This is a genomic window from Synechococcus sp. A15-28, from assembly GCF_014280175.1.
In the GTDB taxonomy this organism is placed as follows: Bacteria; Cyanobacteriota; Cyanobacteriia; order PCC-6307; family Cyanobiaceae; genus Parasynechococcus.
The window spans coordinates 951,867-972,984 of sequence record NZ_CP047931.1; the positions used below are offsets into that span (position 1 = coordinate 951,867).

The 21,118-nt window shown below is 53.5% G+C and carries 33 protein-coding genes; 17 read left to right on the plus strand and 16 right to left on the minus strand.

Annotated elements, in window-relative coordinates; all coding sequences use genetic code 11:
- The first annotated feature begins 20 nt into the window (after positions 1 to 20).
- Complete coding sequence (locus SynA1528_RS05150) at positions 21 to 200, plus strand: YraN family protein (protein ID WP_502707731.1); 180 nt, start codon at positions 21 to 23, stop codon at positions 198 to 200.
- 61 nt (positions 201 to 261) lie between these two features.
- On the opposite strand, the gene SynA1528_RS05155 is transcribed toward SynA1528_RS05150, so the two are convergent.
- Positions 262 to 498, minus strand: coding sequence for a hypothetical protein (locus tag SynA1528_RS05155; protein ID WP_186587999.1), 237 nt, complete (start codon positions 496 to 498; stop codon positions 262 to 264).
- An 89-nt stretch (positions 499 to 587) separates the two neighbouring features.
- On the opposite strand from SynA1528_RS05155, the gene SynA1528_RS05160 reads away from it, so the two are divergent.
- On the plus strand, positions 588 to 887 hold the full coding sequence (locus SynA1528_RS05160; protein ID WP_186588000.1) for a hypothetical protein: 300 nt from the start codon (positions 588 to 590) through the stop codon (positions 885 to 887).
- 230 nt (positions 888 to 1,117) lie between these two features.
- Here SynA1528_RS05160 and SynA1528_RS05165 read toward each other — a convergent pair whose 3' ends face one another.
- Positions 1,118 to 1,501: a hypothetical protein gene (locus tag SynA1528_RS05165; protein WP_186588001.1), complete on the minus strand. Its 384-nt coding sequence runs from the start codon at positions 1,499 to 1,501 to the stop codon at positions 1,118 to 1,120.
- A gap of 195 nt (positions 1,502 to 1,696) precedes the next feature.
- Between SynA1528_RS05165 and SynA1528_RS05170 the strand changes: the two genes are divergently transcribed.
- Entirely contained in the window at positions 1,697 to 1,999 is a 303-nt protein-coding gene (locus SynA1528_RS05170; RefSeq protein ID WP_186588292.1) for a DUF1330 domain-containing protein, read from the plus strand.
- Here SynA1528_RS05170 and SynA1528_RS05175 read toward each other — a convergent pair.
- From SynA1528_RS05175 to SynA1528_RS13355, 5 genes are all read right to left on the minus strand, one after another.
- Complete coding sequence (locus SynA1528_RS05175; RefSeq protein ID WP_186588002.1) at positions 1,993 to 2,205, minus strand: hypothetical protein; 213 nt, start codon at positions 2,203 to 2,205, stop codon at positions 1,993 to 1,995. The two genes, SynA1528_RS05170 and SynA1528_RS05175, sit on opposite strands and share 7 nt — an antisense overlap.
- Before the next feature lie 36 nt (positions 2,206 to 2,241).
- Positions 2,242 to 2,454, minus strand: a complete 213-nt coding sequence (locus SynA1528_RS05180; RefSeq protein ID WP_186586303.1) for a DUF8633 family putative protein — start codon at positions 2,452 to 2,454, stop codon at positions 2,242 to 2,244.
- A gap of 828 nt (positions 2,455 to 3,282) precedes the next feature.
- Positions 3,283 to 3,555, minus strand: coding sequence for a hypothetical protein (locus SynA1528_RS05185; RefSeq protein ID WP_286187779.1), 273 nt, complete (start codon positions 3,553 to 3,555; stop codon positions 3,283 to 3,285).
- Positions 3,556 to 4,217: 662 nt separating this feature from the next.
- On the minus strand, positions 4,218 to 4,451 hold the full coding sequence (locus SynA1528_RS05190) for a hypothetical protein (RefSeq protein WP_286187912.1): 234 nt from the start codon (positions 4,449 to 4,451) through the stop codon (positions 4,218 to 4,220).
- A 508-nt stretch (positions 4,452 to 4,959) separates the two neighbouring features.
- Positions 4,960 to 5,136, minus strand: a complete 177-nt coding sequence (locus SynA1528_RS13355; protein ID WP_502707732.1) for a DUF8642 family protein — start codon at positions 5,134 to 5,136, stop codon at positions 4,960 to 4,962.
- Between the two features lie 612 nt (positions 5,137 to 5,748).
- On the opposite strand from SynA1528_RS13355, the gene SynA1528_RS05195 reads away from it, so the two are divergent.
- The 3 genes from SynA1528_RS05195 to SynA1528_RS05205 all read left to right on the plus strand — a co-directional run bounded on the left by SynA1528_RS05195 (position 5,749) and on the right by SynA1528_RS05205 (position 8,707).
- Complete coding sequence (locus SynA1528_RS05195) at positions 5,749 to 7,137, plus strand: PhoH family protein (RefSeq protein ID WP_186588003.1); 1,389 nt, start codon at positions 5,749 to 5,751, stop codon at positions 7,135 to 7,137.
- Positions 7,138 to 7,176: 39 nt separating this feature from the next.
- The gene (locus SynA1528_RS05200; RefSeq protein ID WP_286187913.1) at positions 7,177 to 8,058 is read left to right on the plus strand and encodes an LOG family protein; all 882 of its coding nucleotides are present in this window, start codon (positions 7,177 to 7,179) and stop codon (positions 8,056 to 8,058) included.
- 406 nt (positions 8,059 to 8,464) lie between these two features.
- Positions 8,465 to 8,707: a hypothetical protein gene (locus SynA1528_RS05205; RefSeq protein WP_186586302.1), complete on the plus strand. Its 243-nt coding sequence runs from the start codon at positions 8,465 to 8,467 to the stop codon at positions 8,705 to 8,707.
- A gap of 42 nt (positions 8,708 to 8,749) precedes the next feature.
- Here SynA1528_RS05205 and SynA1528_RS05210 read toward each other — a convergent pair whose 3' ends face one another.
- Together SynA1528_RS05210 and SynA1528_RS13220 are read right to left on the minus strand one after the other, a co-directional pair.
- On the minus strand, positions 8,750 to 9,037 hold the full coding sequence (locus SynA1528_RS05210; protein WP_186588005.1) for a hypothetical protein: 288 nt from the start codon (positions 9,035 to 9,037) through the stop codon (positions 8,750 to 8,752).
- On the minus strand, positions 9,003 to 9,203 hold the full coding sequence (locus SynA1528_RS13220; RefSeq protein WP_286187914.1) for a hypothetical protein: 201 nt from the start codon (positions 9,201 to 9,203) through the stop codon (positions 9,003 to 9,005). Before SynA1528_RS13220 ends, SynA1528_RS05210 begins: the two co-directional genes overlap by 35 nt.
- 314 nt (positions 9,204 to 9,517) lie before the next feature.
- Between SynA1528_RS13220 and SynA1528_RS05220 the strand changes: the two genes are divergently transcribed.
- Positions 9,518 to 9,688 carry a metallothionein gene (locus SynA1528_RS05220; protein WP_186498747.1) on the plus strand — a complete coding sequence of 57 codons (171 nt, stop codon included), beginning with the start codon at positions 9,518 to 9,520 and terminating at the stop codon, positions 9,686 to 9,688.
- Positions 9,689 to 10,124: 436 nt separating this feature from the next.
- Here the strand turns inward: SynA1528_RS05220 and SynA1528_RS05225 are convergent, their stop codons facing one another.
- Together SynA1528_RS05225 and SynA1528_RS05230 are read right to left on the minus strand one after the other, a co-directional pair.
- Entirely contained in the window at positions 10,125 to 10,472 is a 348-nt protein-coding gene (locus SynA1528_RS05225) for a hypothetical protein (protein ID WP_186588006.1), read from the minus strand.
- Between the two features lie 28 nt (positions 10,473 to 10,500).
- Positions 10,501 to 10,692 carry a hypothetical protein gene (locus SynA1528_RS05230; protein ID WP_186498745.1) on the minus strand — a complete coding sequence of 64 codons (192 nt, stop codon included), beginning with the start codon at positions 10,690 to 10,692 and terminating at the stop codon, positions 10,501 to 10,503.
- 89 nt (positions 10,693 to 10,781) lie between these two features.
- Between SynA1528_RS05230 and SynA1528_RS05235 the strand changes: the two genes are divergently transcribed.
- Positions 10,782 to 11,336, plus strand: coding sequence for a hypothetical protein (locus tag SynA1528_RS05235; protein ID WP_186588007.1), 555 nt, complete (start codon positions 10,782 to 10,784; stop codon positions 11,334 to 11,336).
- A gap of 592 nt (positions 11,337 to 11,928) precedes the next feature.
- Complete coding sequence (locus SynA1528_RS05240; protein WP_186588295.1) at positions 11,929 to 12,246, plus strand: DUF3303 domain-containing protein; 318 nt, start codon at positions 11,929 to 11,931, stop codon at positions 12,244 to 12,246.
- A 212-nt stretch (positions 12,247 to 12,458) separates the two neighbouring features.
- On the opposite strand, the gene SynA1528_RS05245 is transcribed toward SynA1528_RS05240, so the two are convergent.
- Together SynA1528_RS05245 and SynA1528_RS05250 are read right to left on the minus strand one after the other, a co-directional pair.
- Complete coding sequence (locus SynA1528_RS05245; RefSeq protein WP_186588008.1) at positions 12,459 to 12,689, minus strand: hypothetical protein; 231 nt, start codon at positions 12,687 to 12,689, stop codon at positions 12,459 to 12,461.
- 635 nt (positions 12,690 to 13,324) lie between these two features.
- Positions 13,325 to 13,927, minus strand: coding sequence for an AAA family ATPase (locus tag SynA1528_RS05250; protein ID WP_186588009.1), 603 nt, complete (start codon positions 13,925 to 13,927; stop codon positions 13,325 to 13,327).
- Positions 13,928 to 14,077: 150 nt separating this feature from the next.
- On the opposite strand from SynA1528_RS05250, the gene SynA1528_RS05255 reads away from it, so the two are divergent.
- Positions 14,078 to 14,260 carry a PDDEXK family nuclease gene (locus SynA1528_RS05255; RefSeq protein WP_286187915.1) on the plus strand — a complete coding sequence of 61 codons (183 nt, stop codon included), beginning with the start codon at positions 14,078 to 14,080 and terminating at the stop codon, positions 14,258 to 14,260.
- A gap of 46 nt (positions 14,261 to 14,306) precedes the next feature.
- Here SynA1528_RS05255 and SynA1528_RS05260 read toward each other — a convergent pair whose 3' ends face one another.
- Both SynA1528_RS05260 and SynA1528_RS05265 read right to left on the minus strand, forming a co-directional pair.
- The gene (locus tag SynA1528_RS05260) at positions 14,307 to 14,585 is read right to left on the minus strand and encodes a DUF3764 family protein (protein WP_186588010.1); all 279 of its coding nucleotides are present in this window, start codon (positions 14,583 to 14,585) and stop codon (positions 14,307 to 14,309) included.
- An 11-nt stretch (positions 14,586 to 14,596) separates the two neighbouring features.
- Positions 14,597 to 14,758: a hypothetical protein gene (locus SynA1528_RS05265; protein ID WP_186588011.1), complete on the minus strand. Its 162-nt coding sequence runs from the start codon at positions 14,756 to 14,758 to the stop codon at positions 14,597 to 14,599.
- A 131-nt stretch (positions 14,759 to 14,889) separates the two neighbouring features.
- Here SynA1528_RS05265 and rsmA point away from each other — a divergent pair, with 131 nt between their 5' ends.
- From rsmA to SynA1528_RS05300, 7 genes are all read left to right on the plus strand, one after another.
- Positions 14,890 to 15,795 carry a 16S rRNA (adenine(1518)-N(6)/adenine(1519)-N(6))-dimethyltransferase RsmA gene (gene rsmA, locus SynA1528_RS05270; protein ID WP_186588012.1) on the plus strand — a complete coding sequence of 302 codons (906 nt, stop codon included), beginning with the start codon at positions 14,890 to 14,892 and terminating at the stop codon, positions 15,793 to 15,795.
- The gene (gene ispE, locus SynA1528_RS05275; protein WP_186588013.1) at positions 15,710 to 16,654 is read left to right on the plus strand and encodes a 4-(cytidine 5'-diphospho)-2-C-methyl-D-erythritol kinase; all 945 of its coding nucleotides are present in this window, start codon (positions 15,710 to 15,712) and stop codon (positions 16,652 to 16,654) included. The genes rsmA and ispE overlap by 86 nt, the downstream gene beginning before the upstream one ends.
- Positions 16,651 to 16,968, plus strand: coding sequence for a DUF3082 domain-containing protein (locus SynA1528_RS05280; RefSeq protein ID WP_186588014.1), 318 nt, complete (start codon positions 16,651 to 16,653; stop codon positions 16,966 to 16,968). Before ispE ends, SynA1528_RS05280 begins: the two co-directional genes overlap by 4 nt.
- A gap of 182 nt (positions 16,969 to 17,150) precedes the next feature.
- Positions 17,151 to 18,134 (plus strand): pyruvate dehydrogenase complex E1 component subunit beta, encoded by a 984-nt coding sequence (locus SynA1528_RS05285; protein ID WP_186588015.1) that lies wholly within the window; start codon positions 17,151 to 17,153, stop codon positions 18,132 to 18,134.
- Between the two features lie 4 nt (positions 18,135 to 18,138).
- A complete protein-coding gene (secD, locus tag SynA1528_RS05290; protein WP_186588016.1) occupies positions 18,139 to 19,620 on the plus strand; it encodes a protein translocase subunit SecD in 1,482 nt (493 codons plus the stop codon).
- Positions 19,621 to 19,623: 3 nt separating this feature from the next.
- Positions 19,624 to 20,601 carry a protein translocase subunit SecF gene (gene secF, locus SynA1528_RS05295; protein WP_186588017.1) on the plus strand — a complete coding sequence of 326 codons (978 nt, stop codon included), beginning with the start codon at positions 19,624 to 19,626 and terminating at the stop codon, positions 20,599 to 20,601.
- Positions 20,588 to 20,806: a hypothetical protein gene (locus tag SynA1528_RS05300; RefSeq protein ID WP_353616632.1), complete on the plus strand. Its 219-nt coding sequence runs from the start codon at positions 20,588 to 20,590 to the stop codon at positions 20,804 to 20,806. Before secF ends, SynA1528_RS05300 begins: the two co-directional genes overlap by 14 nt.
- Here SynA1528_RS05300 and SynA1528_RS05305 read toward each other — a convergent pair.
- Positions 20,797 to 21,063 (minus strand): hypothetical protein, encoded by a 267-nt coding sequence (locus tag SynA1528_RS05305; RefSeq protein ID WP_286187916.1) that lies wholly within the window; start codon positions 21,061 to 21,063, stop codon positions 20,797 to 20,799. The two genes, SynA1528_RS05300 and SynA1528_RS05305, sit on opposite strands and share 10 nt — an antisense overlap.
- Between the last annotated feature and the right edge of the window lie 55 nt (positions 21,064 to 21,118).

The window sequence follows — 21,118 nt, forward strand, 5'->3', positions numbered from 1 at the left end:
ACTTTGCTGATGGGATGCCAATGGAGACGCAAGACCGCGGCGCTCGGGCAGAAAACAGAGTGTCGTTTCTTTTGGAGCGAAAGGGCTGGCAATTGCTGGAGCGCAACTGGAGCTGCCGCTGGGGTGAGCTCGATCTTGTGCTTCACAGGAACGAACGTCTGCTTGTGGTGGAAGTGAAGGGGCGCCGTTCCTTGAATTGACTAGTCATAGCAGGCAGTTTGTGGAACTTTGTACCGTTTTTGTGGCCAATTGTGCGAGGTTTCAGCGCCAGATCCTTGCGACGACCCAAGCAAACACCGAGCACAGAACGGCAAACAGGATCAATGGGATGGCCCCAGCCACCACCGTGGTGACCAATGGAGGCGCGCTGGAACTCAGATCCCAGAGCAATGACCTCATGCCTTCGCTCCTCACGCACCAGACCGGCAGGAGGAACATCGACGGCACAAATAAGGCCGACAGAAATGCGGTGACGGCGATTCGCTGTGGTCTGGTCATGCCCAAATGATGGCTAAGGCAGATGGGCTGGGCTCCTAAGGCGGGTGAAGCCAGACTGCTCTTGGGTCAGCACTTCACCAAGAACGTCGATGATCTGGTCTTGGATTTCATTGGCAGCAGTTCTGGGCTTGATAGGCGGCTGCGCTTCGTCTCCTACCGATCGAGAACGCTGCATTTCCAAGATCAAAGATCAGCTACGAGATCCAGAAAGCCTGCAGATGATGTCTTATGAACTGATGCACGAGGACACGCGCAAAACCGTTTACCGGCTTGACTACAACGCCAAAAATGCTTTCGGCGGCTACGTGGGAAGAAAGTCCTTTGTATGTCGGCTGCCGAAGTTGCCCGAAATATTGCTGAAGTCAAAACAAGCGAGGCAGGCCGGCTAAGCGCATGAGAAGGCTCGTGCTCCTCCTGCCGCTGATCACCCTGCTGACTGCCTGTCAGTCGAAGAGGGAGATCTGCGCCAAGTGGGGCGCTGAACAGTTTAAAACTTATGCTGAAGCGGCTGAAAGGCTTGGGATCAAGCTAGACCCAGAAAATGAAGGGCGGGATGATTGGTACCAGATAAATACTTTCTGCAGTTACTACAGAAGCAATTAAATACTTTTCACCTTCGTTAGGAATCGTCAAGTAACTCGGCAATAATCCTTTGCGCTGACTCCTCTTGGTCAGCTCCAATCAATTCCTCAAGAACCCTCGCAGCAACTTGTAGACCACCATTCACTGAGCTGGTGTCGTACTTCTCTGCAGCATCCTCTTCACCGGTGTAAGTCTCCCCGTTGCCGTAAAACTCGTAGGAACCTGAGGTCAGGCTCCAGCCTGCGGTCCAAGTGCACTCAATAAAGCTCTTGTCTTCTGCGATGAAGACTTCCGCTGTGGGTTCTGCTTGGACTTTTGCTGACGCGGTACCTTTCCAGCCCATGCAGACCAAGGCATTGACTCTCTCGAAATCACGGTTGCCGGGATGCGCTTGTAACTCTGTGAAGTCGAAGTCAGTCAAATCGAGCTGAGGTAATTCAAAGACTCTGCTTAGAATAATTCGATCACGTTGGGCATTAGCTGTCCTCAGCCAGCTCACTCACGCAACCACCGCCAGAACCTTCCCAGCACGCCGTCAGGGCAGTCACGCAGTCATCATCGACACATGTTTGGCTGGAAAACCATGAGATACTCAACTTCCTCTTTCTATCAAGCAATGGCTAAGGGTTACTGGAATCTCTCAGGCGCCGTAACTAACCCAGAAGGGATGGGTCCTTACCTCCAAGCTGTTGAGCCTTACCTGGCGAAGTTCAATGCTCGCTTTCTTTGCAGAGATCTCAAAACCGATGTTCGTGAAGGTGACGCAGGTCACTTGACCGTGATCATCGAGTTTGAATCTCTAGCTTTAGCCAAGGCCGCTTACGACGCCCCTGAGTACCAAGAGATGCTGAAGCTCCGTCAGCCTCACTCCAAAGTCTCACTGTCAATCATTGAGGAAGGCGATCACGCTGGTCACTGATTACCCCGAAGACACCGCCAGAACCTTCCCAGCACGCCGTCAGGGCAGTCCCGCACCACACACCGCTGCTGCATTTCCTTGCAGTGCTGTAAGTCGATCTCTTCGGGTAGCGGCGCATAGCCCGACATCCAGACGTTGATCTGCCGATCCCAGACACCACGGTTATTTAGCATTGAAGTAAGCCAGTCGATGTAGTCGCGGTTCATCTGTCGCCTGTTTGTGATTAAGGCGGGACCGGCTCCTCAACAACCGGCCACTGTTGGAAGCGCAAACTCCAGAGTGCTCCGCTTCTTGCGGTGCTCCCCATGAGAGTGCTTTGAGGAGAGGTGCAGCAGGTTTGATGCCTTGGTCTCATCCTCCACCTTGGTGAGTCGGTTGACCAGGTTCCAGGTGTCTTGAGAAGACAATTCGCCGTCGTCGCCCCACTTGAGCGATGAGAGGTCAGTGGGGGACATGGACGTAGGTTTTGGGGCATCGAACCTAAGAGGTTGAAAACCATAAAAGTCCCCACTACGAAAGGACTTTTACTAAAGAAATAATGAAGAATGGTTCCTAGTGATACCTATTGGGAGGGATTGATATTCACAGCGGCATAATCTGGTTGCCGTGCTTGAAAAAGATCGTCATCTATTTTCATTGAAAACTATTGATCTGAGTATCTGTCATGCCTTTAACCTGTTGGTAATATTTCAAAATCTCGCTTTCGTGATCTTCTAGACAAGATATTAAGGGTGCTAATTTCTTATTCATCTGGTTATAAAATCTTAATCGATTGCGCTCTGCCTCGACTCCTGGGTAAGTCAATGCCATGCCATTAAATCTTTTGATCTGATCCACAACGCTGTGAAATGATTGTGCGTAAGAAGCACACGAATCGGGGGCTAGAGGTCTCGTCATCGAAGGACTAGCAATCAAGAGTAAGGGAATGGCGACCAAGACGTTTTTCATTCTTGCTCTTGATCGGGAACTCGACTCACTAGGGCGGCGAGAGATATTAATCCTCCGGTTATCACTATCAGGGCACTTGCCTGGTCTCCCGTTTTGGTGATGCCAATCGCAAGCATCAGACCTGATGATGCGAATAGAGCAGACCTAATCCACTTGTTTTTAATATGCACTGACAAGTAATTAAAGGGTGAAGGTCTAATCAGTGAGGAAGACCTCGCATCATCCAAGACTCATACATAAAGATGAGAAGGAAGAAGAAGACAATTCCGATGACCAGTAGTTTTCCGTTCATTCCCAATCTTCTCTTTCCCAAGGCATAACGACGTTGCACTGATTCAGGTGCACCAGTTCAGTTTTTCGACAAGTACTGGACCGGAAACAGGATCCGTAACACCAAGATCAGCAGAGATCTCTTCAAGAAGGTCTCTTACAGAATCCAGATGAGCAATCATCTGAGGTCTTGCCGCCACAAGAGACTCCTTTTCCTTGAAGACCCCCGTGAAGACAAAGGATCGTTCACCTGTTTGGGCAAAATACCCATTCATATCTGTAGGTGCTTCCCACGCGCGAACTGCCTCGACATACTTTTCGACCTCGCCCTCCTTCACTATTGTCCGAACAGAAGTCAGAAACGACATAATCGATTAAATGATAACGATCATATCATCCATAGCAAAAAGAAAATGTTTCAAAGATCACTCTTCCTCCCAGTCCTCCCCAACAGAGGCACATTTATAGAAGAGGATGTCTGCCTGGTATTCAAGTTTGATTTTCTCTTACATATGACTTTGCCTCGTGGATGCAGGGGATGGTGTTTTCAGGACCATAACCACGTTGTTCTGGATTGTCTGTATCTCTAAACTCCAGTCATACGCTCCGTTTTGTGGATCTGGTTAGAAGTAGCGAGGTCCTGGTAACGGATTAACAGACCCAAATCGGAATTCAGGGGTGTTTCGGTGCCCCTTTTTTGGTGCTTGATCGCTCTTTGGGCGTCCAATCAGGTCAGCAGACGTTGGATTGCTTCTGGTTATCCACCAAACCCTGCTGATGATGCCCTGAGCAGTGCACAGGCGAGCCAGTCGGCGAAAACCTTTGGATTACTGACCCAAGCAGATTCATCCCTTTAGAACCGCCACACCTAATAGTCGTTGGCGTCGATCAACCATCCTTCTCACATCAAGCCACCTCCGGGCACCAGCCATTCTCGTGCTCACGCCTTAGCATCCACTAATCAATCGACGACAGCCTTCTGAGCTATAGCTGCAGACGCTCAAAAGTTGAGTTGCCCTGAGAGCCATAGCTCGTGCCACATCGCAGCAGGAGACGAGCTCAGTGCCAAAAAGCAAGTCGTAAAGATGGCTCCGGTGGTCAAGCCAACGCCCATCACGATCAGCGCAGTCAGTCCCTGCTCGTCGGTCAGCGGACGGTTGTCTAAGAAACGGCGCTTCGCCATTGGCTGGATATCGCTGTTTACGTTCTGCCAATCGAACCAGCTGAGTGGCAACAGGCCATTGCACTCATACTGCAACTTCTAGGCACGTCCTTCTCACAATCGGCTGATTGCTCTTCTGAGGCAATGCGCCTTAATGCCGATAACTTTGTGCCCTCAAGGCACACAAACTGAGTTCAATGCGATCGGAGGCGCCATGACAGACGAAACTCCACCCCAGCAGATCGCAGTAGCTGACTGACTTTCTGGCCCCTGCTCCAACAGTCTCAAAAATGACCTGGGTTGGTCCATTGGTAGGCACGCATTGGTCCGCCACGCCATTCGACGCTCCGCTTGCACCGTTTCAGGTGCCCTAGGAGAAAATGATCCTTCCCCTAGAGCAAATGGCCCCAGGGCGCCTCTAGCCAGAAGCTTCGACCCTCTTTCTTCAGAAATGATGGGTTGAACCATGCACAAGCGAGCGAGCGAGGCCGTCTTTCCACCGGGAAGGACGGCCTTCCGCTTATTCAGGGTCAGTCACCGCTTCGATCTCAGTGAAGGGGAACGAAACCTAGTTGAGCATTCAGGACACCATCGAAAGATCCGATCCGTCATCAATTTGAAGATAGGTCCTCAGGCAGGCGGTGACGCATGTCCCATCATCGAGGTCGCACTCGCTGATGCAGACAAAGTATTCATCTAGGGCCTCCCATCGTTCAGTAATGGATTGATGCTCGTGTTCATTTTTAAGTGAATACAACTGTTTGTCCCAAGTGAGGCATTCTTACCATCACTTTTCGCGCCAGGTCAATTTATATATTACAGAAGATAAAATACCTAGGGAGATGCTCTTAGGTGCTAATACGTAGTTCCTTTGACCCCTCAAGGGAGTTTTCGTCTATGTAACGGAATGAGTAAAGTACCTATTGATCTAGGAGTGGAAAGGAGTAGAGATAAGTCAGCGACAAGGAGAAAGATGGTCACGATCTGTTCAGGTTTTTTCGATCTGTGCATTCCCCTCAATGCATTTGACAAGACGCAGCCAGAGCAAGCTGATGAACCCAATCAAGCGATGAAATCTCAGCACGATCTGTACTGGGAGGAGCGTTGCGACAGGTCCCCCACTGCGCCTGGATGCAAGATCTACGACGACTGAGCACAGCAAGTCTCAGCTAACGTCATCAAGGCAACGCAATCGGTTCTCTTTGGTTCAAACAACAAGTCCTGACTGACTTAGCCACAATTGTTGTTGACATCCACTGATCACCCCGCGTCTTAATTGCGGGGTGAAATGAATCTGCAGCGGGAATTTATACAAATCACGACCTTGATGGCTTTTTAACACCAATTGATCAATCAATGGTGAGATTTAATGAAAAACAAAATCGTCGTTCTCGACACGAATGTTCTGCTTCACGATCCTGAGGCTCCACACCGCTTTGGAGATCTGAGGGTTGTGATCCCAATGCAAGTGGTTGAGGAAATTGATCGCTTCAAAAAAGATCACTCTGAAAAAGGCCGAAACGCCCGGCGAATTTCAAGACTCCTGGATTCCTTTCGAGACCGCGGATGCCTTGCCGATGGTGTTCCCATTGAGGGCACGAATCACGGCCTGCTTCAGGTAATTTTCTGTCAGGCCCATGCTCTTGACGCCTTACCGGCAGAGCTTCAGGGGGGCGGCGGCGACAACAACATCCTCGCAGTGGCCCTTGAGCAGCTGCGGTGCGGTGGGCTGAAACAGGCCCCGGAGGTTGTGCTGATCAGCAAAGACATCAACCTGAGAATCAAGGCCGACGCGGTAGGCCTGCAAGCCGAGGACTACGTCAATGACAACGTCTCGATTGATGACCTCTATGCAGGGTTCCGGGAACTCAGCACTGATGCAGTGACGATCTCGAGTCTGCATGACGAGGGTCAGCTCCCTCTGGACGCTGTCACCGATCCAGAGGGGCAACACCCACAGGCAAATGAAGGCGTGGTGCTGGTGGATGAGCGCAACGACAGCCACACCTTGCTTGCCCGGCGTCAAGGAAACAGCAACTCACTTGAACCACTTCACTGGCTGAATCGTGCCCATTTGGGACGGATCAAGGCGAGAAATCGGGAGCAAAGTTTTGCGCTGGATTTGCTGCTCGATCCGTCCGTTGCTCTGGTGACCCTAGTGGGCAAGGCAGGCACAGGCAAAACGCTGCTGGCCATTGCCGCTGGTTTGCACCAGGTGGCCGACACCCATCACTACGCCCGTCTGCTGGTGACACGTCCGCCAATCTCCCTCGGCAAAGACATTGGCTACCTGCCTGGAACGCTTGAAGAGAAACTTGGGCCTTGGATGAAGCCGATCATCGACAACATCGACTTCATCACCGGCTCTTCTCCCGGCGAGGAATCTGAGCAGACGAAGAAGCAGCGGCACCGCGAACCACGCAACGCCTGGGCTGATCTGCAAGGAATGGGTTTGTTGGAGGTTGAAGCGATTAACACCATCCGCGGGCGCTCAATTCCCCAACAGTTTCTGGTGGTGGATGAAGCGCAAAACCTGACGCCCTTGGAAGTGAAGACGATCGTCACGCGGGTAGGTGATGGAACCAAGGTTGTCTTTACCGGTGATCCACATCAAATCGACAACCCATACGTGGATGCCGAAAGCAACGGGCTCACATGGCTGGTGGAAAAGCTCAAAGATCAGCCACTGGTAGGACACATAACCCTCACCAAAGGAGAGCGCAGTGAACTGGCTGAACTAGCCGCCAACATCCTCTGAGGCAAGACAACACCATCGTTATTAATGACTGTTGAACACATGACTCAATTTCCAGAAACCTCAACACCTGAGCAAGCCAATCTGGATGCCATTCTGAATTCACCTACTTACAGAATTGCCCATGAAGATCCCGAGTTGATGAACAGCAATGTCATGCGTGGTGTGCGCATGCTGCTTGAAATCACCAAGCCGGATCTGCATCTGGAGACAGCCGGGATAGAATCGACGATCATTGTCTTTGGTGGTGCCAGGATCGTCGACAGAGACACCGCTCATCAGCAGCTAAAAGATGCAGAGAAAAATTTAAACCAAGATCCAAATTCATCAACTCTAAAGAGGAAAGTGATTAATGCTCAGCACTTAATTGAACTTTCTCGTTTTTATGACGCCGCTCGACAATTTGCCTACTTGGCGTCCCAGCATGGTCAGGCCAGCAAGGGGCAAGGCCATGGCTGCGCATCTCATGTAATCGTGACTGGTGGTGGTCCCGGAATCATGGAGGCTGCGAACCGTGGCGCATTTGAAGCAGGATGCCGATCAATCGGACTCAACATCGCACTTCCCTTTGAACAACACCCCAATGCCTACATCACTCAAGATCTTTGCTTCAAATTCAATTATTTCTCACTCCGCAAATTTCACTTTGTGATGCGCTCTGTGGGAGCTATTTTATTTCCAGGAGGTTTTGGCACGCTTGATGAACTGTTTGAGTTGCTGACCTTGCGGCAAGTTGGAACTAAAGGGCGCATGCCAATTGTGTTATTTGGGACAGAGTTCTGGACGAAGCTTGTGGACTTCGACTACCTCGCCGAATTAGGCTTAATTTCAAATGATGACCTAGCTCTAATTCGTTTTTCGGATACTGCCGAGGAAGCCTGGGAATACATACAAAGCAGCACTGAGCCAGTCCGCGGGCAATGAAGAAATAATGCCATTAATTGATATTGATTTGGTTGCTATTATGTGCTTGACTCGTAGAGGCATGTAAAGCGATCAACAAGAGAGTTCAACCTATTCCTTTCATGGGTGGTCTGGTCTCCCAACCCTTATCACATCACATGTTTAAAGATGCGTAAGCTAGCGACATAGGCCTTCTTTTCACCAGGAAGAGCGGCCTTCCTCTTTAGGGAGTTACGAAAAATAGGGCCATCCTCCTGCAAGTTAGTCTTATTAAACCTGGGTTGTTTGGCAAAAAGTCCGCCGTAAAGCCTTGGTACGGTTAGTACGAAAAACTTTTGCGACAAAAACCAACGGGCTGCTGTCTTCTGCTTACTAGTTTTAATGTATCTACTGTTGTTTGATGGCCTTCCGAGTGCGCCTAAGAAGCATGTCCGACTATGGGTATGCAGTTCTCTGGGAGAAAGTTCGAATTGAATATTTCACCAGTGTTGGTGATCAACAACGCGCTGACCAATGCAAAAAATACCTGCAGGAGCTGGAGTGGCGCTTGGCCATGTTGCCTTCGACTGATCATCTTGAGCAGCTAGAGCAAAGCTCAGGTGATCCATTGGCAGATGCCGGCTGGATTCCCTCTGAGGAAAAACATCAATTCCATGCAAAAAATAGTTAGCGTCATATTTTTCGTGGCAACTCACCGAATGAAACCAATAAATTAGTACTCACCTGGTATACCGAATTCAGCTCTGCAGTTATTGACATCGACTCTGTACTGAGTCCACTTTGTATTCTTTTCAGAAGCGGCCAGCACACATCTTTCATATGTTTTTGGTTCTTGCTTTTGTTGGTCATCTTCTTCAGCAGCTTTAGCTACTGGACATGCAACAGTGATTATCGCGCCAACAATAATCAGAAAGGATTTAATCTCCACTCCCTCATCCCATTGACTTATTATTTTAAACCGATGTTTACCTGCAGTGCGTTTGGTGCGTGAAGCGTCCACGGAAGTGAGCAGCAAACTGCGCATCCAGTTGTGGCTGCACAACCATTGCTCGCAATGCGTTCAACGCACCAACAGCTGAGGCGTACTGACCATCGCGTTCAGCCTTGGCCGCCAGGCGTTGATACTGCGTTGCCAACCAACCCACCATCTGCTGAAGCTCAACCAAGTCCAAGGCGTTCGCTAGTTCACTCTGAGCGATTTCTAGGTCACGCAGACTCGTTCGCCTGCTGCACCCCCACTTCACAGTCAGCTGAGACGCAGCATCAGTTGGTGGAACACAACTGCTGATCAGCTGTAGAGCCTCGTTACGACGCTGCTGGCGTTGTTGTCTAGTAGTTATTGCCATGTTAGGGAGCGGCAAATTTTTGAGTTGGGGCACTGATAATAATAATCATTCTTTGTTCCAATAATGATTCTCTTTCTTATGCTTAGGTCACATTACTGTTCTAGTATTGAAATGAAATTACGAGGTCAACTCAAATGTCAACAGCCGTCAACTGTGCATGTCCTAAATGTACTTGCGAGGTCAGCGAGGAGAGCGCAATTGTTCTTCAGGGTAAGTTCTTCTGTTCGACAGCCTGTTCAACAGGGCATCCCAACAATGAGCCCTGTCATGGTGAAGGTTCTTGTGGGTGTAAATGCGGTGAGTGATCAGGGTCACTGATGACGTTGGTGTGGCTTGAGGCGTTCGTTTGGTGAAGGCCATGTCAATCAGATCAGCTTCGGGGGGGGGGGGGGGAGGATTTGGCGGTTTTTAGCTGAGAAGCATTGGTGTTACTGGTTTTTTTGGGGGGTGCCGTGTATAGGTTGTGTCCGCGGCCCTTGCCCGGAGATTTATTGGGCCAGCTGCATTGTCGTTACCTAGCTTCATGATCGTGTGTACGTAAATGACGCTTCTGAAAGATCCGCCGGCATTGTATTTAGCTTTTCAGCAATTAATTTTCTCTCATGTTTCATGGCCCATTTAAATGCTGGCGAACAAGCGATGTGTAAAGCGCAACTACTCCAATTGGCGCGTGAAATTGAAATAGAAACAAACATACGACGAATGGAAATTGCTAGAGAGCGTTTCTCTTCAAAGACTGATTCAGTTGTCGTAGTAGCAGGTAATGGCGGGGGCTTTAAGGGCATAAATCGCTGAGATTAACTGCGCTGCAATGGATTTACCCCCGCGGCCCTTGCCCGGCGCTTTTGGGGGTGTGAATCGCTGAGATGCATTGCGCTGCAGTGGATCTACCCCTGCCGGTCTTGCTGGCCGGTTTTCACTCCATTCAGGCTTGTAACAAGAGCTACAAGTGCTGACTATTTGTCTTAGACCAAGGACAGAGAAGAGGAGGAAAAGATGCTCAACGAAATGCTTCTCACCACCACCCTGTGCGTTGCCATCGTTGGCGCTATGGCTCTCTTCTATAGAGAGCTTCAGCTGCTGCAACAAGATCACTAGTTAGTCAGCTCCCAATCATTCACAACAGCCCTGCACCTTTGAAGGCTTCGATCACTTCTGCTTCCGCAGCGGGATCGAGGTTCATGTCAGCGATGGTGTCCTGAATGATGCGCCTGGTGATGGCGAACCATTCCTTGCGCGTTGCTGAGCGTGGCCAGACGTCTATTTCAAGGACTGGTGTTGGAGAGACATGATCAAGGATGATCGGCATCGGTATCGGGCGCGTCTCTGAACGACTTGCGGTCTAGATCCACATTTTTGACGGTACTTAGCCATTATAGTGTTAGGTATTGCATTCTCATGAAAGAACCTTCACTCAACAATGACGACAATTTCCAGATCTTTCTTCAAGGTCGCAACAAAAAAGCTAAATATTTAAAATATAATCTGTCACTCTTTTCGAAGGGTACGAATAAAATTGAATTAATCAGTTATAGCTTTGATGGTGATACAACAATTCACTTTGCTAAAAACAGAAAAGACGCAAGAAAGGTTCATTCAACACATGATGTTGATTTAATTTTTGATCAAAAGAAGGGTTTTCTCTATAGGAATCGCAATGGAGCTGGCAAAGGGTTTGGAAAGAAAGGTGGCGTAATTGCTCGTCTTAGCAATTTGTCAAATATTGATTCAAGTGACTTCCTATTTTCTAATTCCAGTGATAGAGATTTAGGAGAATCATATCAAGGTTCAGATGAATCTACGTCATCTGATTCTTCTAGTACCAGCTATGGCGATTATAACTATGGATATCGCGGGCAAAGTTATTCTAGATTGTTTGATCCCGAGAATAGCTTTGATTGCGGGCTTGATGCATTGTGGGATATGCAGACTAGTCCCTTCTGCACATTCTAAATAATAAGATCTTGTGGAAGGCGATTCACGATCAGGTCAGCCTGAATAGGAAGCTGACGTTTGGGCACTAAAACGCGTATTTGGGATACATACAGCTTGGCTTTTAAGAGTATTATAAAACAGCCAGTTTTACAGTAAACTGTAGTCACCGCAGCGATGGTCCTAGCTTTCGTTCAGACCCTTAGGTGAGCCTCGATCAGCTTGTCATTCAAAGTGCTGGATAAGCATTCGAAACACCCCATAGGGCGAGAGCTGTGATGCAAGCAAAGACGACAGCAGTTGAAGCTGCCAAATCAGCTTTCTTCGACTTCTGAACAAATTGAAGTAATCGAGCCATGGTTTTAATGCTTAACCCCCCTGTCATGGCTCAGCAGGTCTGTTTGTTCCATCAATGTGAGTGAGCCCGCATCAATAGTCGGCACATGATGTCGTTGTAGCCGCAGCTGCACAGGCAATTTGAAGCTCACTTCCGTGGGAGCCACTCGCATAAGCCGTTCCGGCGCTGACATTCCATTGTCACGATCTAATCAACTGAACAGTGGCAAAACCTTGGGATGCCTATCAAATGGCTGACTCCTTCTTTGTACTTCCCATGCAGATGTATCTCGCGGATTGCGTTTTTCCTGAGATTGAAGGTCAACTGGCTGCTTACAAATGCTTCTGTGAGCTGTGGGATTCAGGAGAAATAGCGAAGCTAGACAACTTTGATGGCTTTGAAATGTTGTTCCGCGTCCACGCACCTGGCGCAGGCCGAGTAACAATTTTGTTTAAGGCAGAGAGTGATGCTCAGATCTTTGAAGCCTTCGCGCCATGGCGTCCTCAATTCGGCATTGAGATGGACTTCACTCCTGTAATCCGGTGTCAGGATGTGGTCGGTTACCACAAAAAGCTTTTCGCGAAGATGTCCTGAGCAGTGCGTAGGTAAGGCAGTACTGGAAAGCCGTACGGGAGAACAGTGTCCAGACCATTCCACCGTGCTATCATCTTCAAATGACCACTAATATGATTAGTTTCGCTAATAGATAGTGCTAAGCAATTTAGGCCCAACTTATCTGGCGCTAAATAATGAAGGCGATCTGAAGAAACCTACGCTGTACTACACAAGAAGGACCCGTATTCGTCTTAATTACGTGATCTAACCGTGCTGCTGTCGATATAAATTCCATGCATCTTCTTGTCCATGCAGTCATAGAACTTTTGAGAGAAGTCAAGGTCAACGCTCGCGCAGAAGGCATGTGCCCTGTCAGCCACCTGCTCAAACTTCTTCATTGACAGGAAGACTTGCTTGTCGCTGAAAGAGAGCGCAGGTTCTGCCATGAACAGCATTGAGAAGGGCAAGACGAGAAATTTCATGACGTCAGTCTGGCGCGGGATATCCGTAGATTAGTAGCAATGGGAAGCGTACATTGCTGTTTGGCGTGACTGTTTTACATCACCTAAGCCGTTAGAGGAAAATTACACGTTACGTTGATGTGGCTGAAAACTTTCGTTTGGTGAGATGTGATACGACATCCTCCGAATGAGCAGGCTTAGACCAAAGGAAATAAGGTTTTACTCATGACAATCCACATCACCAACGCCCAATCGCTTGGAAATCTCATCGTTGAAGGTACACACAGGCCGTTTCGTGCTTTGGCCTGCCCTCTAGGAAATATCTCTCGTAAAGTTGACTTTGTGGAAGTTTTCGCTGAGAAAACTTTCAGCGCACCGGATCTGCCACGGACACTTGCTGTGAGGCATGCGTTACCGGTGGGCTGAAGCGCATCCCGAAGGAGCTGGTGCTTGCTGTTGATCAGATGACAGCAGAACTGGAATAACTCTCTCTCCTCCCAACACACACACCACTACACACAGCCCATATCAAGGGAAACACCAGTCAGTGACAACGATTATGCGCGGCCCATATCTCATAACCCGAATGGCCCACATCCAAAATTTATGGGCCGTTTTTTATGGGCCATGCCCCTTTTACAGGGGGGAGGGGGTGTCTAAAAAAACTTTGGCGCCACTTCCAGCAGGCACGATCTCAGGTCCTTTGGATCTGGCTTACCCAGCAGCCACTCCTTGCCTCTTAGCCGCTTGATGCTGGACTTGATCGCTTCAGCAGAGTGCTGAGGAAGCCCTTCTGTCACGGTCCTGATGCTGGGCTTGATGCCGTGCTGGTTTTGCTTCCTGACGTACTCCATGACGTCGCTGTTGACCTTGCTGATGTCTGACGTCTTCTTCTGCTCCATCAGCTCAGGCCACAGGAAATCGCCCTGCAGTTGGTACTGACGACGGATGCCTTCACTGCCACGGCACTTGATCGGCTTCAGGCTCACCAGTTCGTTCTGCTCTTTCTCCAGCAGGTAGACCATGTCTGGTGCTTCCTGTAGTGCCTTGTTGTCTGCGATCTTTCCAACCTTGTTGGCGTGATGGATCCACAGCAATGCAGCATTGCGCAGAACGATGTCATGCACCGCATCCATGTGATGCCGAATGATCGGTCTTGAGATGTCATCAAGCAATGGCCCAAGGGCGCCCTTCAGTTCGGCATTGCGGGCTTCAAGGGCTGTCTCCAGCGCTCTTTCGTGGCGTGTTGAGGCGACCAAGCTGTGGCCATAACTGTGGCCATAACTGTGGCCATTATGTGCCCATTGGACTGCTTTGCAACGCTCTATAAGGCTGAGAACACCCTTGTGAACTCAGTCGTGGCGGGAATCTCCCTTGGTTGCTGTGGCTTGCATTAGGAGCGCCGTTCCATGGCCTGGGGGGCATGGTCAGTGGACCCCGCCAAGCTTCGGCGGCTTGGGCGTGCCTTCAATTGCTGGCGCGCGGAGCATCCCGAGCAGGGGGATTGGCTGCTGCAGCTTGCCGTCGCCGTGGTGCCGTTGCCGCCGGCCCGTGGTGCCGTGCGCTGGTTCGGACTGGATCAGCTGTGCTGATGCGCAGGTGTTCCTCACCCTTTGGCGTGCGGTCCGGACTCCTTGATCAAGCCAGCCATCGGGTGATCACCGTGCCGTCGTAAACGTGGCCTGAAGCTTCAACAACTGGCTTCGTTTGGGGATTCGTGAAGATGTCGTAAAGAACATTTTCGGGGCCTTGAAACATCACTGTTGCCCGTGTGGGATCGCCCTTACAGACTCCGATGTAAAAGGTTTGAACTCCCATCTCTGCGAACATCGCTTGCTGCTCGGGAGCATTCATCCAGGCACGGTATTCGTCAAAGGTGTTGCTGATCTTGAAATCCAGAACAGTGGTTTCCGTCATGACTGATCAAATCAGATAATTTCCTTCCGGCCTGCTTTGATCTGATCTCGGGCGGAGACCAGTCCTACAACAAGCAGGACCAGCAGTCCGGCATTGATGCTGATGAAGAACATCGTGTCCATGACTGTGAAGCGGTTCGTCCCTTGATAAGGAGATGCGGCAAGACAGCCCATCCGTCAGAAGACTCATTTAGTTAGGGGAGAGCGCTGCCCTGTTCGATCCCTCAGTTGAGGGAGGTGGTCTGTGTTGCGACACGCTGGTGTGAGATCGACCGTTCGCTGTGGGCAACCACGAGCGTTAATCCATGGGGTTTCAAGGTCACCAGGCCCGCAAACGCTTCGGTCAACACTGGCTGAAGGACCAGATGGTGCTCGATCGCATCGTGGCGGCGGCTGACCTGCAGTCGTCGGATCGCGTTCTTGAGGTGGGACCGGGGCGCGGTGCTCTCACCGAGCTACTGCTGGCCTCCCCGGCTGCTGCCGTCCATGCCGTGGAACTGGATCGCGATCTGGTGGATGGCCTGCGGGATCGCTTTGGCGGAGATCCGCGCTTCAGCCTGTGTCAGGGGGATGTGCTGGAGCTGCCGCTGCAGCTGGAGGACGGCGTTGCGGCAAAAGTGGTGGCCAACATCCCTTACAACATCACAGGCCCGCTGCTGGATCGGCTGGTGGGGCGCCTCGATCGACCTGTGGATCCGCCCTACCAGCGTCTGGTGCTCTTGGTGCAAAAAGAAGTGGCTGAGCGGATCAGGGCCCGTCCCGGTCACAGCAGCTTCAGTGCCCTGAGCGTGCGGATGCAGTTGATGGCCCGGTGCACGACGGTCTGTCCTGTCCCTCCCCGCTGCTTTCAGCCACCTCCGAAGGTTCAGTCGGAGGTGATTCAGATCGACCCTCTGCCGTCGGCTCAGCGCCTGTCGCCTGCGTTGGCCCGACGGGTGGAGTCGTTGCTCAAGCAGGCCTTTCTGGCCCGCCGGAAGATGTTGCGCAACACCCTGGCATCGCTGGCTCCGGAGCCACAGCTGCAGGAGCTGGCCGCCGCTGCGGGGTTCCACCTTCAACAACGGCCGCAGGAGTTGGCTCCGCAGACCTGGGTGGCTCTGGCCAGGGGTTTGAATCAGGGCACTGATGCGGCCTCAGCCGATGGGCACGATCACGGTGACGGCACCGGCCAAGGTGAATCTTCATCTGGAGGTGCTGGGGGTCAGGCCTGACGGCTTTCACGAGCTGGCGATGGTGATGCAGAGCATCGACCTCGCTGATCGCCTCAGCTTTCGAACGACGGCCGATGCTGAACTGACCCTCAGCTGTGACGATCCGAGTCTCAGCCTCGCGGACGACAACCTGGTGATCAAAGCGGCCCAGTTGCTGCGTCGTCGCTCCGGTTTGAGTGAACTGGGTGCCGCCATTCATCTGGAGAAACGCATCCCCATCGGTGCCGGGCTGGCCGGAGGTTCAAGCGACGGTGCTGCTGCCCTGGTGGGACTCAATGCCCTCTGGGGTCTGGGCCACAGCTCGGCAGACCTGGAGCGGCTTGCGGCCGAACTCGGTTCCGACATGCCGTTCTGCGTGGCGGGGGGCAGTCAGCTCTGTTTTGGTCGCGGCGAGCTGCTGGAGCCACTGCCTGCTGTGCAGGACCCCCTGGCAGTGCTCCTGGTGAAAGATCCAGACGTGAGCGTGTCGACTCCCTGGGCCTATCGCCGCTGCCGGGAGTTGCAGGGGGATCGCTATCTGCAGGGAGAAGACTCCTTCGAGCAACGTCGCCAGGTGTTGCGGGGGATGGCCTGGACCCAACCGATCCGTGCTGCGGAGCCGCCACCGCTGCGCAATGACCTGCAGTCGGTGGTGGCCCCTGAGACGCCCGCGGTTCAGGCTGCGCTTCGCCTGCTCTCCTCGCTTGAAGGCACCCTTGCCGTGGCCATGAGTGGATCCGGCCCCAGTTGTTTTGCGCTGTTTGCTGATCCAGCCAGCTGCGCGGCAGCCCAGACCAAACTGGATCATCAACTGGCTGCAGAGGGATTGCGAAGCTGGTGCTGCCCCTTGCAACCGCACGGCGTCAGGATCGAAGCATGAGCTCCTCCGACCCCAAGTCAACGCCAGCAGCGGAAGTACCTCGCAAGGGACCCCTGAGTTTTTTCTCCGGTGCCGTGACCGCGGGGGTCCTGGCCTGGCTGGCGCTGGGGCTCAGCCGGCGGATGGTGGTTTACTTCGCGGTCCATCCGCCCCACTACAGCTCCCCGATCGCCCAGAACATCGCGGTGACCCTGAAGACGCTGCTGGTGGGGCTGTCGTTTCTGGCCACCTTCAGCACAGGCTTTGTGGCGCTAGGGCTCACGCTGGTGTTTCTTCGCAGTGTCTTCACAGGTCCCTCGAACGACCCTGCCTAGCGTCGATTTGGCAGATCTCTGTTGATGACTCCCCACGACCTCGGGCAGCTGGCGCTTCTGCTCTCTCCGGCGATGCTTCTGTCCGTGCTGTTGCTGTTCACCTTCGCCGCCGGCGGGTAACGCTGCCCTGGCTGAGATAGCTTGGCCGCTCACCCCGGATTGGCCGGGATCGCAGCGACGCCGTGGCAGGAACCCTTCTCTTCAACGCCCTGCGGGAAGCCATCGACGAGGAGATGGCCCGCGACCCTTACGTCTGTGTGATGGGTGAGGACGTCGGTCACTACGGCGGCAGCTACAAGGTCACCAAGGATCTCTGCGAGAAGTACGGCGATCTGCGGGTGTTGGACACCCCGATTGCCGAGAACGGCTTCACCGGCATGGCAGTCGGAGCGGCCATGACCGGCCTGCGGCCGATCGTTGAGGGGATGAACATGGGTTTCCTGCTGCTCGCCTTCAACCAGATCTCCAACAATATGGGGATGTTGCGCTATACCAGCGGCGGCAACTTCACGATTCCCACGGTGGTGCGCGGTCCCGGGGGAGTCGGCCGGCAGCTTGGGGCTGAGCACAGCCAGCGCCTTGAGGCCTATTTCCATGCTGTTCCCGGCATCAAGATCGTGGCCTGCAGCACGCCGACCAACGCCAAGGGGCTGATGAAGGCGGCGATCCGAGACAACAACCCGGTGTTGTTCTTCGAGCATGTGCTGCTCTACAACCTCAGCGAGGAACTGCCGGAGGGTGAGTTCACCTGCGCGCTCGATCAGGCGGATCTGGTGCAGGAAGGCAGCGATGTCACGATCCTCACCTACTCCCGCATGCGTCACCACTGCCTCAAGGCCGTGGAACAGCTGGAGGCTTTCGGCATCAGTGTCGAGTTGATCGACCTGATCAGTCTCAAGCCCTTCGATATGGAGACCATCGGGCGATCCATCCGCAAGACCCACCGCGTGATCGTGGTGGAGGAATGCATGAAGACCGGCGGCATCGGTGCTGAGTTGATCGCTCTGATCACGGAGCAATGCTTCGACGATCTCGATGCCCGACCTGTGCGGCTCTCCAGTCAGGACATTCCCACCCCTTACAACGGCTCCCTGGAGAATCTGACGATCATCCAGCCCCATCAGATCGTGGAAGCCGCCCAGCAGATGGTGCGTCAAGGGGTTTGAGTTGATGGCGCGTTATCAGGGCTGGTTCGCCTTTGTTCTCGCCCTGGCCATTGCGTCAGGGATGTTTCTGGTCCGCACTCCGCTCCAGCTTGGGCTGGATCTGCGCGGCGGCAGTCAGTTGACGGTGCAGGTTCAACCGGCAGGGGACGTCAAGGTGGTGGGCGATCGCGAAATGGAAGCCGTCAAGGCGGTGCTGGATCGTCGTGTGAATGGCCTGGGGGTGGCGGAATCCACGCTCCAGACCGTCGGTACCGACCAGCTGGTGTTGCAACTTCCTGGTGAACAGGACCCCACAGCCGCGGCCCGGGTTCTTGGTGACACGGCTCTGCTGGAGTTCCGCGCCCAGCGGGAGAGCACCGAATCTGAATTTCGCAGCTTGCGTCAGCTCCAGTCCCAGGCCGGAGCCATCCTTCAACTGCGCAAGGACCAACGCCGGCGCGGCGAGACACCGGATGAGCTCAACCTGGAGGATCTGAAGGATGTGCAGTCGTCCTTGGGCTTGAAGGCCGAAGGTGGCAGCGACGATGAGCTGCTTCAGGCGCTGCTGGATCAGGTGGACGATGAACTCCTCACCCTGTTGGACCCGGCGGCGCTGACGGGAAAACAACTGGTGACGGCGGGTCGACAGCCCTTGCAGAACAACCCCAACAGCTGGGAGGTGACGCTGAATTTCGATGCTGAGGGCGCGGAAGCCTTTGCCGATCTGACCAAGTCGATCGCCGGTTCCGAGCGGCTGCTGGCCATCACGTTGGACAACAAGCTGATCAGTGCGGCCAGCGTGGGACCACAGTTCAAAAGCGCTGGAATTTCTGGCGGTGCAGCCACCATCAGCGGCAACTTTGATGCTGAAACTGCCCGGGAACTGGAGGTGAAACTGCGCGGCGGTTCTCTTCCGCTTCCGGTTGAAGTGGTGGAGGTGCGCACGATCGGGCCGACGCTCGGTGCCGAGAACATTCGCCGGAGCCTGATGGCTGCATTGTCTGGCCTCGCCCTGGTGGCGGTGTTCATGGTGGTGGCTTATCGGTTGCCAGGTGTCGTGGCCGTAGCGGCCCTGAGCCTGTATGCCCTGTTCAATCTCTCGGTCTATGCCCTGATTCCAGTGACGCTCACCCTGCCTGGGATTGCTGGATTCATCCTCTCCATCGGTATGGCGGTGGATGCCAACGTGCTGATCTTCGAGCGAATCAAGGATGAGTTACGGGGCGGCAACACCCTGATCCGTTCGATCGACACCGGTTTTTCGGAGGCCTTCAGTTCGATTCTCGATGGTCACCTCACCACGCTGATCAGTTGCGCGGCTCTGTTTTTTCTCGGCACCGGCCTGGTGAAGGGGTTTGCGGCAACCCTTGGCATCGGTGTGCTTTTGAGTCTGTTCACAGCCCTCACCTGTACCCGCACCCTGCTGCGTTTCCTGATGGGCTACGCCGGCCTGCGCCGTCCCACCTATTTCATTGCTCAGGGACAACGTCCCACCACGACTGCCTGATCGATGGCCGCTTCCCCCAACACCACATTGGTTCTGCGCCTGCCCCTGAGCTCATCTCGACGTCGTGTCTGGCTGGTCTCGGGTCTCACTGTGCTGGTGGCTCTGGTCGGACTGATCAGTTGCTGGCTGAATCCAGGCATCGCAGCACCCCTGCGACCGGGGCTCGATTTCACCGGGGGAACGCAGATCCAGTTGGAGCGCGACTGCGGTGAAAGCTGCCGCGACCTGAAGTCCATTGCCGTCTCTGCCCCTGTTCAATCCCTGCTCTTGCCGGCTGAGAAGGAGGACTCCGTTCCCAACCTCCGTTCGGCGCGGGTGCAGTTGCTTGACGGAGGCCAGTCGCTGGTGCTGCGTGTGCCCACGCTGACGGCTGCCCAGGGTCAGGCTCTGATTGCTGCGGTTGAACCCATTGCCGGTCCGTTTGTCGCAGGGGGACAGTCGGTCGACACCATCGGTCCGAGTCTGGGGCGTCAATTGCTGCGCAGCACGCTGATCTCCCTGGTGGTGGCTTTTGGTGGAATTGCCCTGTACATCTCCTTTCGCTACGACGGCCGTTATGCCTTTCTGGCGCTCGTGGCTCTGGCCCATGACGTCGTGATCGTCTGTGGGGTCTTCGCCTGGTTGGGTTTGTTGATGCAACTGGAAGTGGACAGCCTCTTCGCCGTGGCTCTGCTGACGATCGCCGGCTATTCCGTGAATGACACCGTTGTGGTGTTCGATCGGATCCGGGAGCGTTCCCGTGATGGTGCGGACCTGAGACTCTCGGAGCAGGTGGATCAAGCGGTGTCCGCAACCCTCACCCGCACGCTTTACACCAGTGGCACCACTTTGCTGCCCCTTTTGGCCTTGATCTTCTTCGGCGGAGCAACCCTTTACTGGTTCGCCATTGCTCTGGCGTTGGGGGTGGTGGTGGGCAGCTGGTCCAGCATTGCCCTGGCACCTTCGTTGCTCACGTTGTGGGAACCCCGTGCTGAATCCTGATCGCCACCAATCCTCGGCGGCACAGCGGTCGGCACGATGGTGGCCTTTGTTGCTGGTGCTGCTGGCGTTGGGGGATCTGAGGACGGAAATTTTGCTCCTGCTTGACCACTTCACGCTGACCAGCGCTCTTTATGCCCTGAGTCATCACGCCCTGGCTGTGGCCGTGCTGATCGGTGCACCCTCGCTCTGGCGCCGCTACGCCTGAGAGGGGCGGGCACCGAATTCACTCCAGATGGACGACCAGATCCGCCGTTTGATGTCGTCGTTCCAATGACCGCCGGAGGCATTGGATGCCCACCACGAATCGAACAGCTCCTCCGCTTCCTCGTAAAGCAACTCTGGATCAAGGTTCTCTCGAACCAGTTGCAGCACCGCCTGTCTCAGCTCCTCGTAGCGGCTGAAATTGAAGATCACATCCACGGCAAGTTGTCCGGGCAGACACCGTCCACCGTATGGGATCACTCGGAAGACCAAATAGCGCGATAAACCGTCGGATTCGGTTAGCGTCTCAATCTCT

Bases quoted from the DNA above. Each gene is read 5' to 3' on its own strand.
- SynA1528_RS05150 (WP_502707731.1), top strand. From the start codon at position 21: ATGGAGACGCAAGACCGCGGCGCTCGGGCAGAAAACAGAGTGTCGTTT.
- SynA1528_RS05170 (WP_186588292.1), top strand. From the start codon at position 1,697: ATGGCTAAGGGTTACTGGAATCTCTCAGGCGCCGTAACTAACCCAGAA.
- SynA1528_RS05220 (WP_186498747.1), top strand. From the start codon at position 9,518: ATGTCAACAGCCGTCAACTGTGCATGTCCTAAATGTACTTGCGAGGTC.
- SynA1528_RS05230 (WP_186498745.1), bottom strand. From the start codon at position 10,692: ATGCCGATCATCCTTGATCATGTCTCTCCAACACCAGTCCTTGAAATA.
- secF (WP_186588017.1), top strand. From the start codon at position 19,624: ATGGCCGCTTCCCCCAACACCACATTGGTTCTGCGCCTGCCCCTGAGC.
- SynA1528_RS05205 (WP_186586302.1), top strand. From the start codon at position 8,465: ATGTCCGACTATGGGTATGCAGTTCTCTGGGAGAAAGTTCGAATTGAA.
- SynA1528_RS05180 (WP_186586303.1), bottom strand. From the start codon at position 2,454: ATGTCCCCCACTGACCTCTCATCGCTCAAGTGGGGCGACGACGGCGAA.
- SynA1528_RS05245 (WP_186588008.1), bottom strand. From the start codon at position 12,689: ATGAAATTTCTCGTCTTGCCCTTCTCAATGCTGTTCATGGCAGAACCT.
- rsmA (WP_186588012.1), top strand. From the start codon at position 14,890: ATGGGGTTTCAAGGTCACCAGGCCCGCAAACGCTTCGGTCAACACTGG.
- secD (WP_186588016.1), top strand. From the start codon at position 18,139: ATGGCGCGTTATCAGGGCTGGTTCGCCTTTGTTCTCGCCCTGGCCATT.
- SynA1528_RS05195 (WP_186588003.1), top strand. From the start codon at position 5,749: ATGAAAAACAAAATCGTCGTTCTCGACACGAATGTTCTGCTTCACGAT.
- SynA1528_RS05255 (WP_286187915.1), top strand. From the start codon at position 14,078: ATGGCCTGGGGGGCATGGTCAGTGGACCCCGCCAAGCTTCGGCGGCTT.
- SynA1528_RS05240 (WP_186588295.1), top strand. From the start codon at position 11,929: ATGCAGATGTATCTCGCGGATTGCGTTTTTCCTGAGATTGAAGGTCAA.
- ispE (WP_186588013.1), top strand. From the start codon at position 15,710: ATGCGGCCTCAGCCGATGGGCACGATCACGGTGACGGCACCGGCCAAG.
- SynA1528_RS05260 (WP_186588010.1), bottom strand. From the start codon at position 14,585: ATGACGGAAACCACTGTTCTGGATTTCAAGATCAGCAACACCTTTGAC.
- SynA1528_RS05280 (WP_186588014.1), top strand. From the start codon at position 16,651: ATGAGCTCCTCCGACCCCAAGTCAACGCCAGCAGCGGAAGTACCTCGC.
- SynA1528_RS05200 (WP_286187913.1), top strand. From the start codon at position 7,177: ATGACTCAATTTCCAGAAACCTCAACACCTGAGCAAGCCAATCTGGAT.
- SynA1528_RS05155 (WP_186587999.1), bottom strand. From the start codon at position 498: ATGACCAGACCACAGCGAATCGCCGTCACCGCATTTCTGTCGGCCTTA.
- SynA1528_RS05175 (WP_186588002.1), bottom strand. From the start codon at position 2,205: ATGAACCGCGACTACATCGACTGGCTTACTTCAATGCTAAATAACCGT.
- SynA1528_RS05265 (WP_186588011.1), bottom strand. From the start codon at position 14,758: ATGGGCTGTCTTGCCGCATCTCCTTATCAAGGGACGAACCGCTTCACA.
- SynA1528_RS05235 (WP_186588007.1), top strand. From the start codon at position 10,782: ATGAAAGAACCTTCACTCAACAATGACGACAATTTCCAGATCTTTCTT.
- SynA1528_RS05160 (WP_186588000.1), top strand. From the start codon at position 588: ATGATCTGGTCTTGGATTTCATTGGCAGCAGTTCTGGGCTTGATAGGC.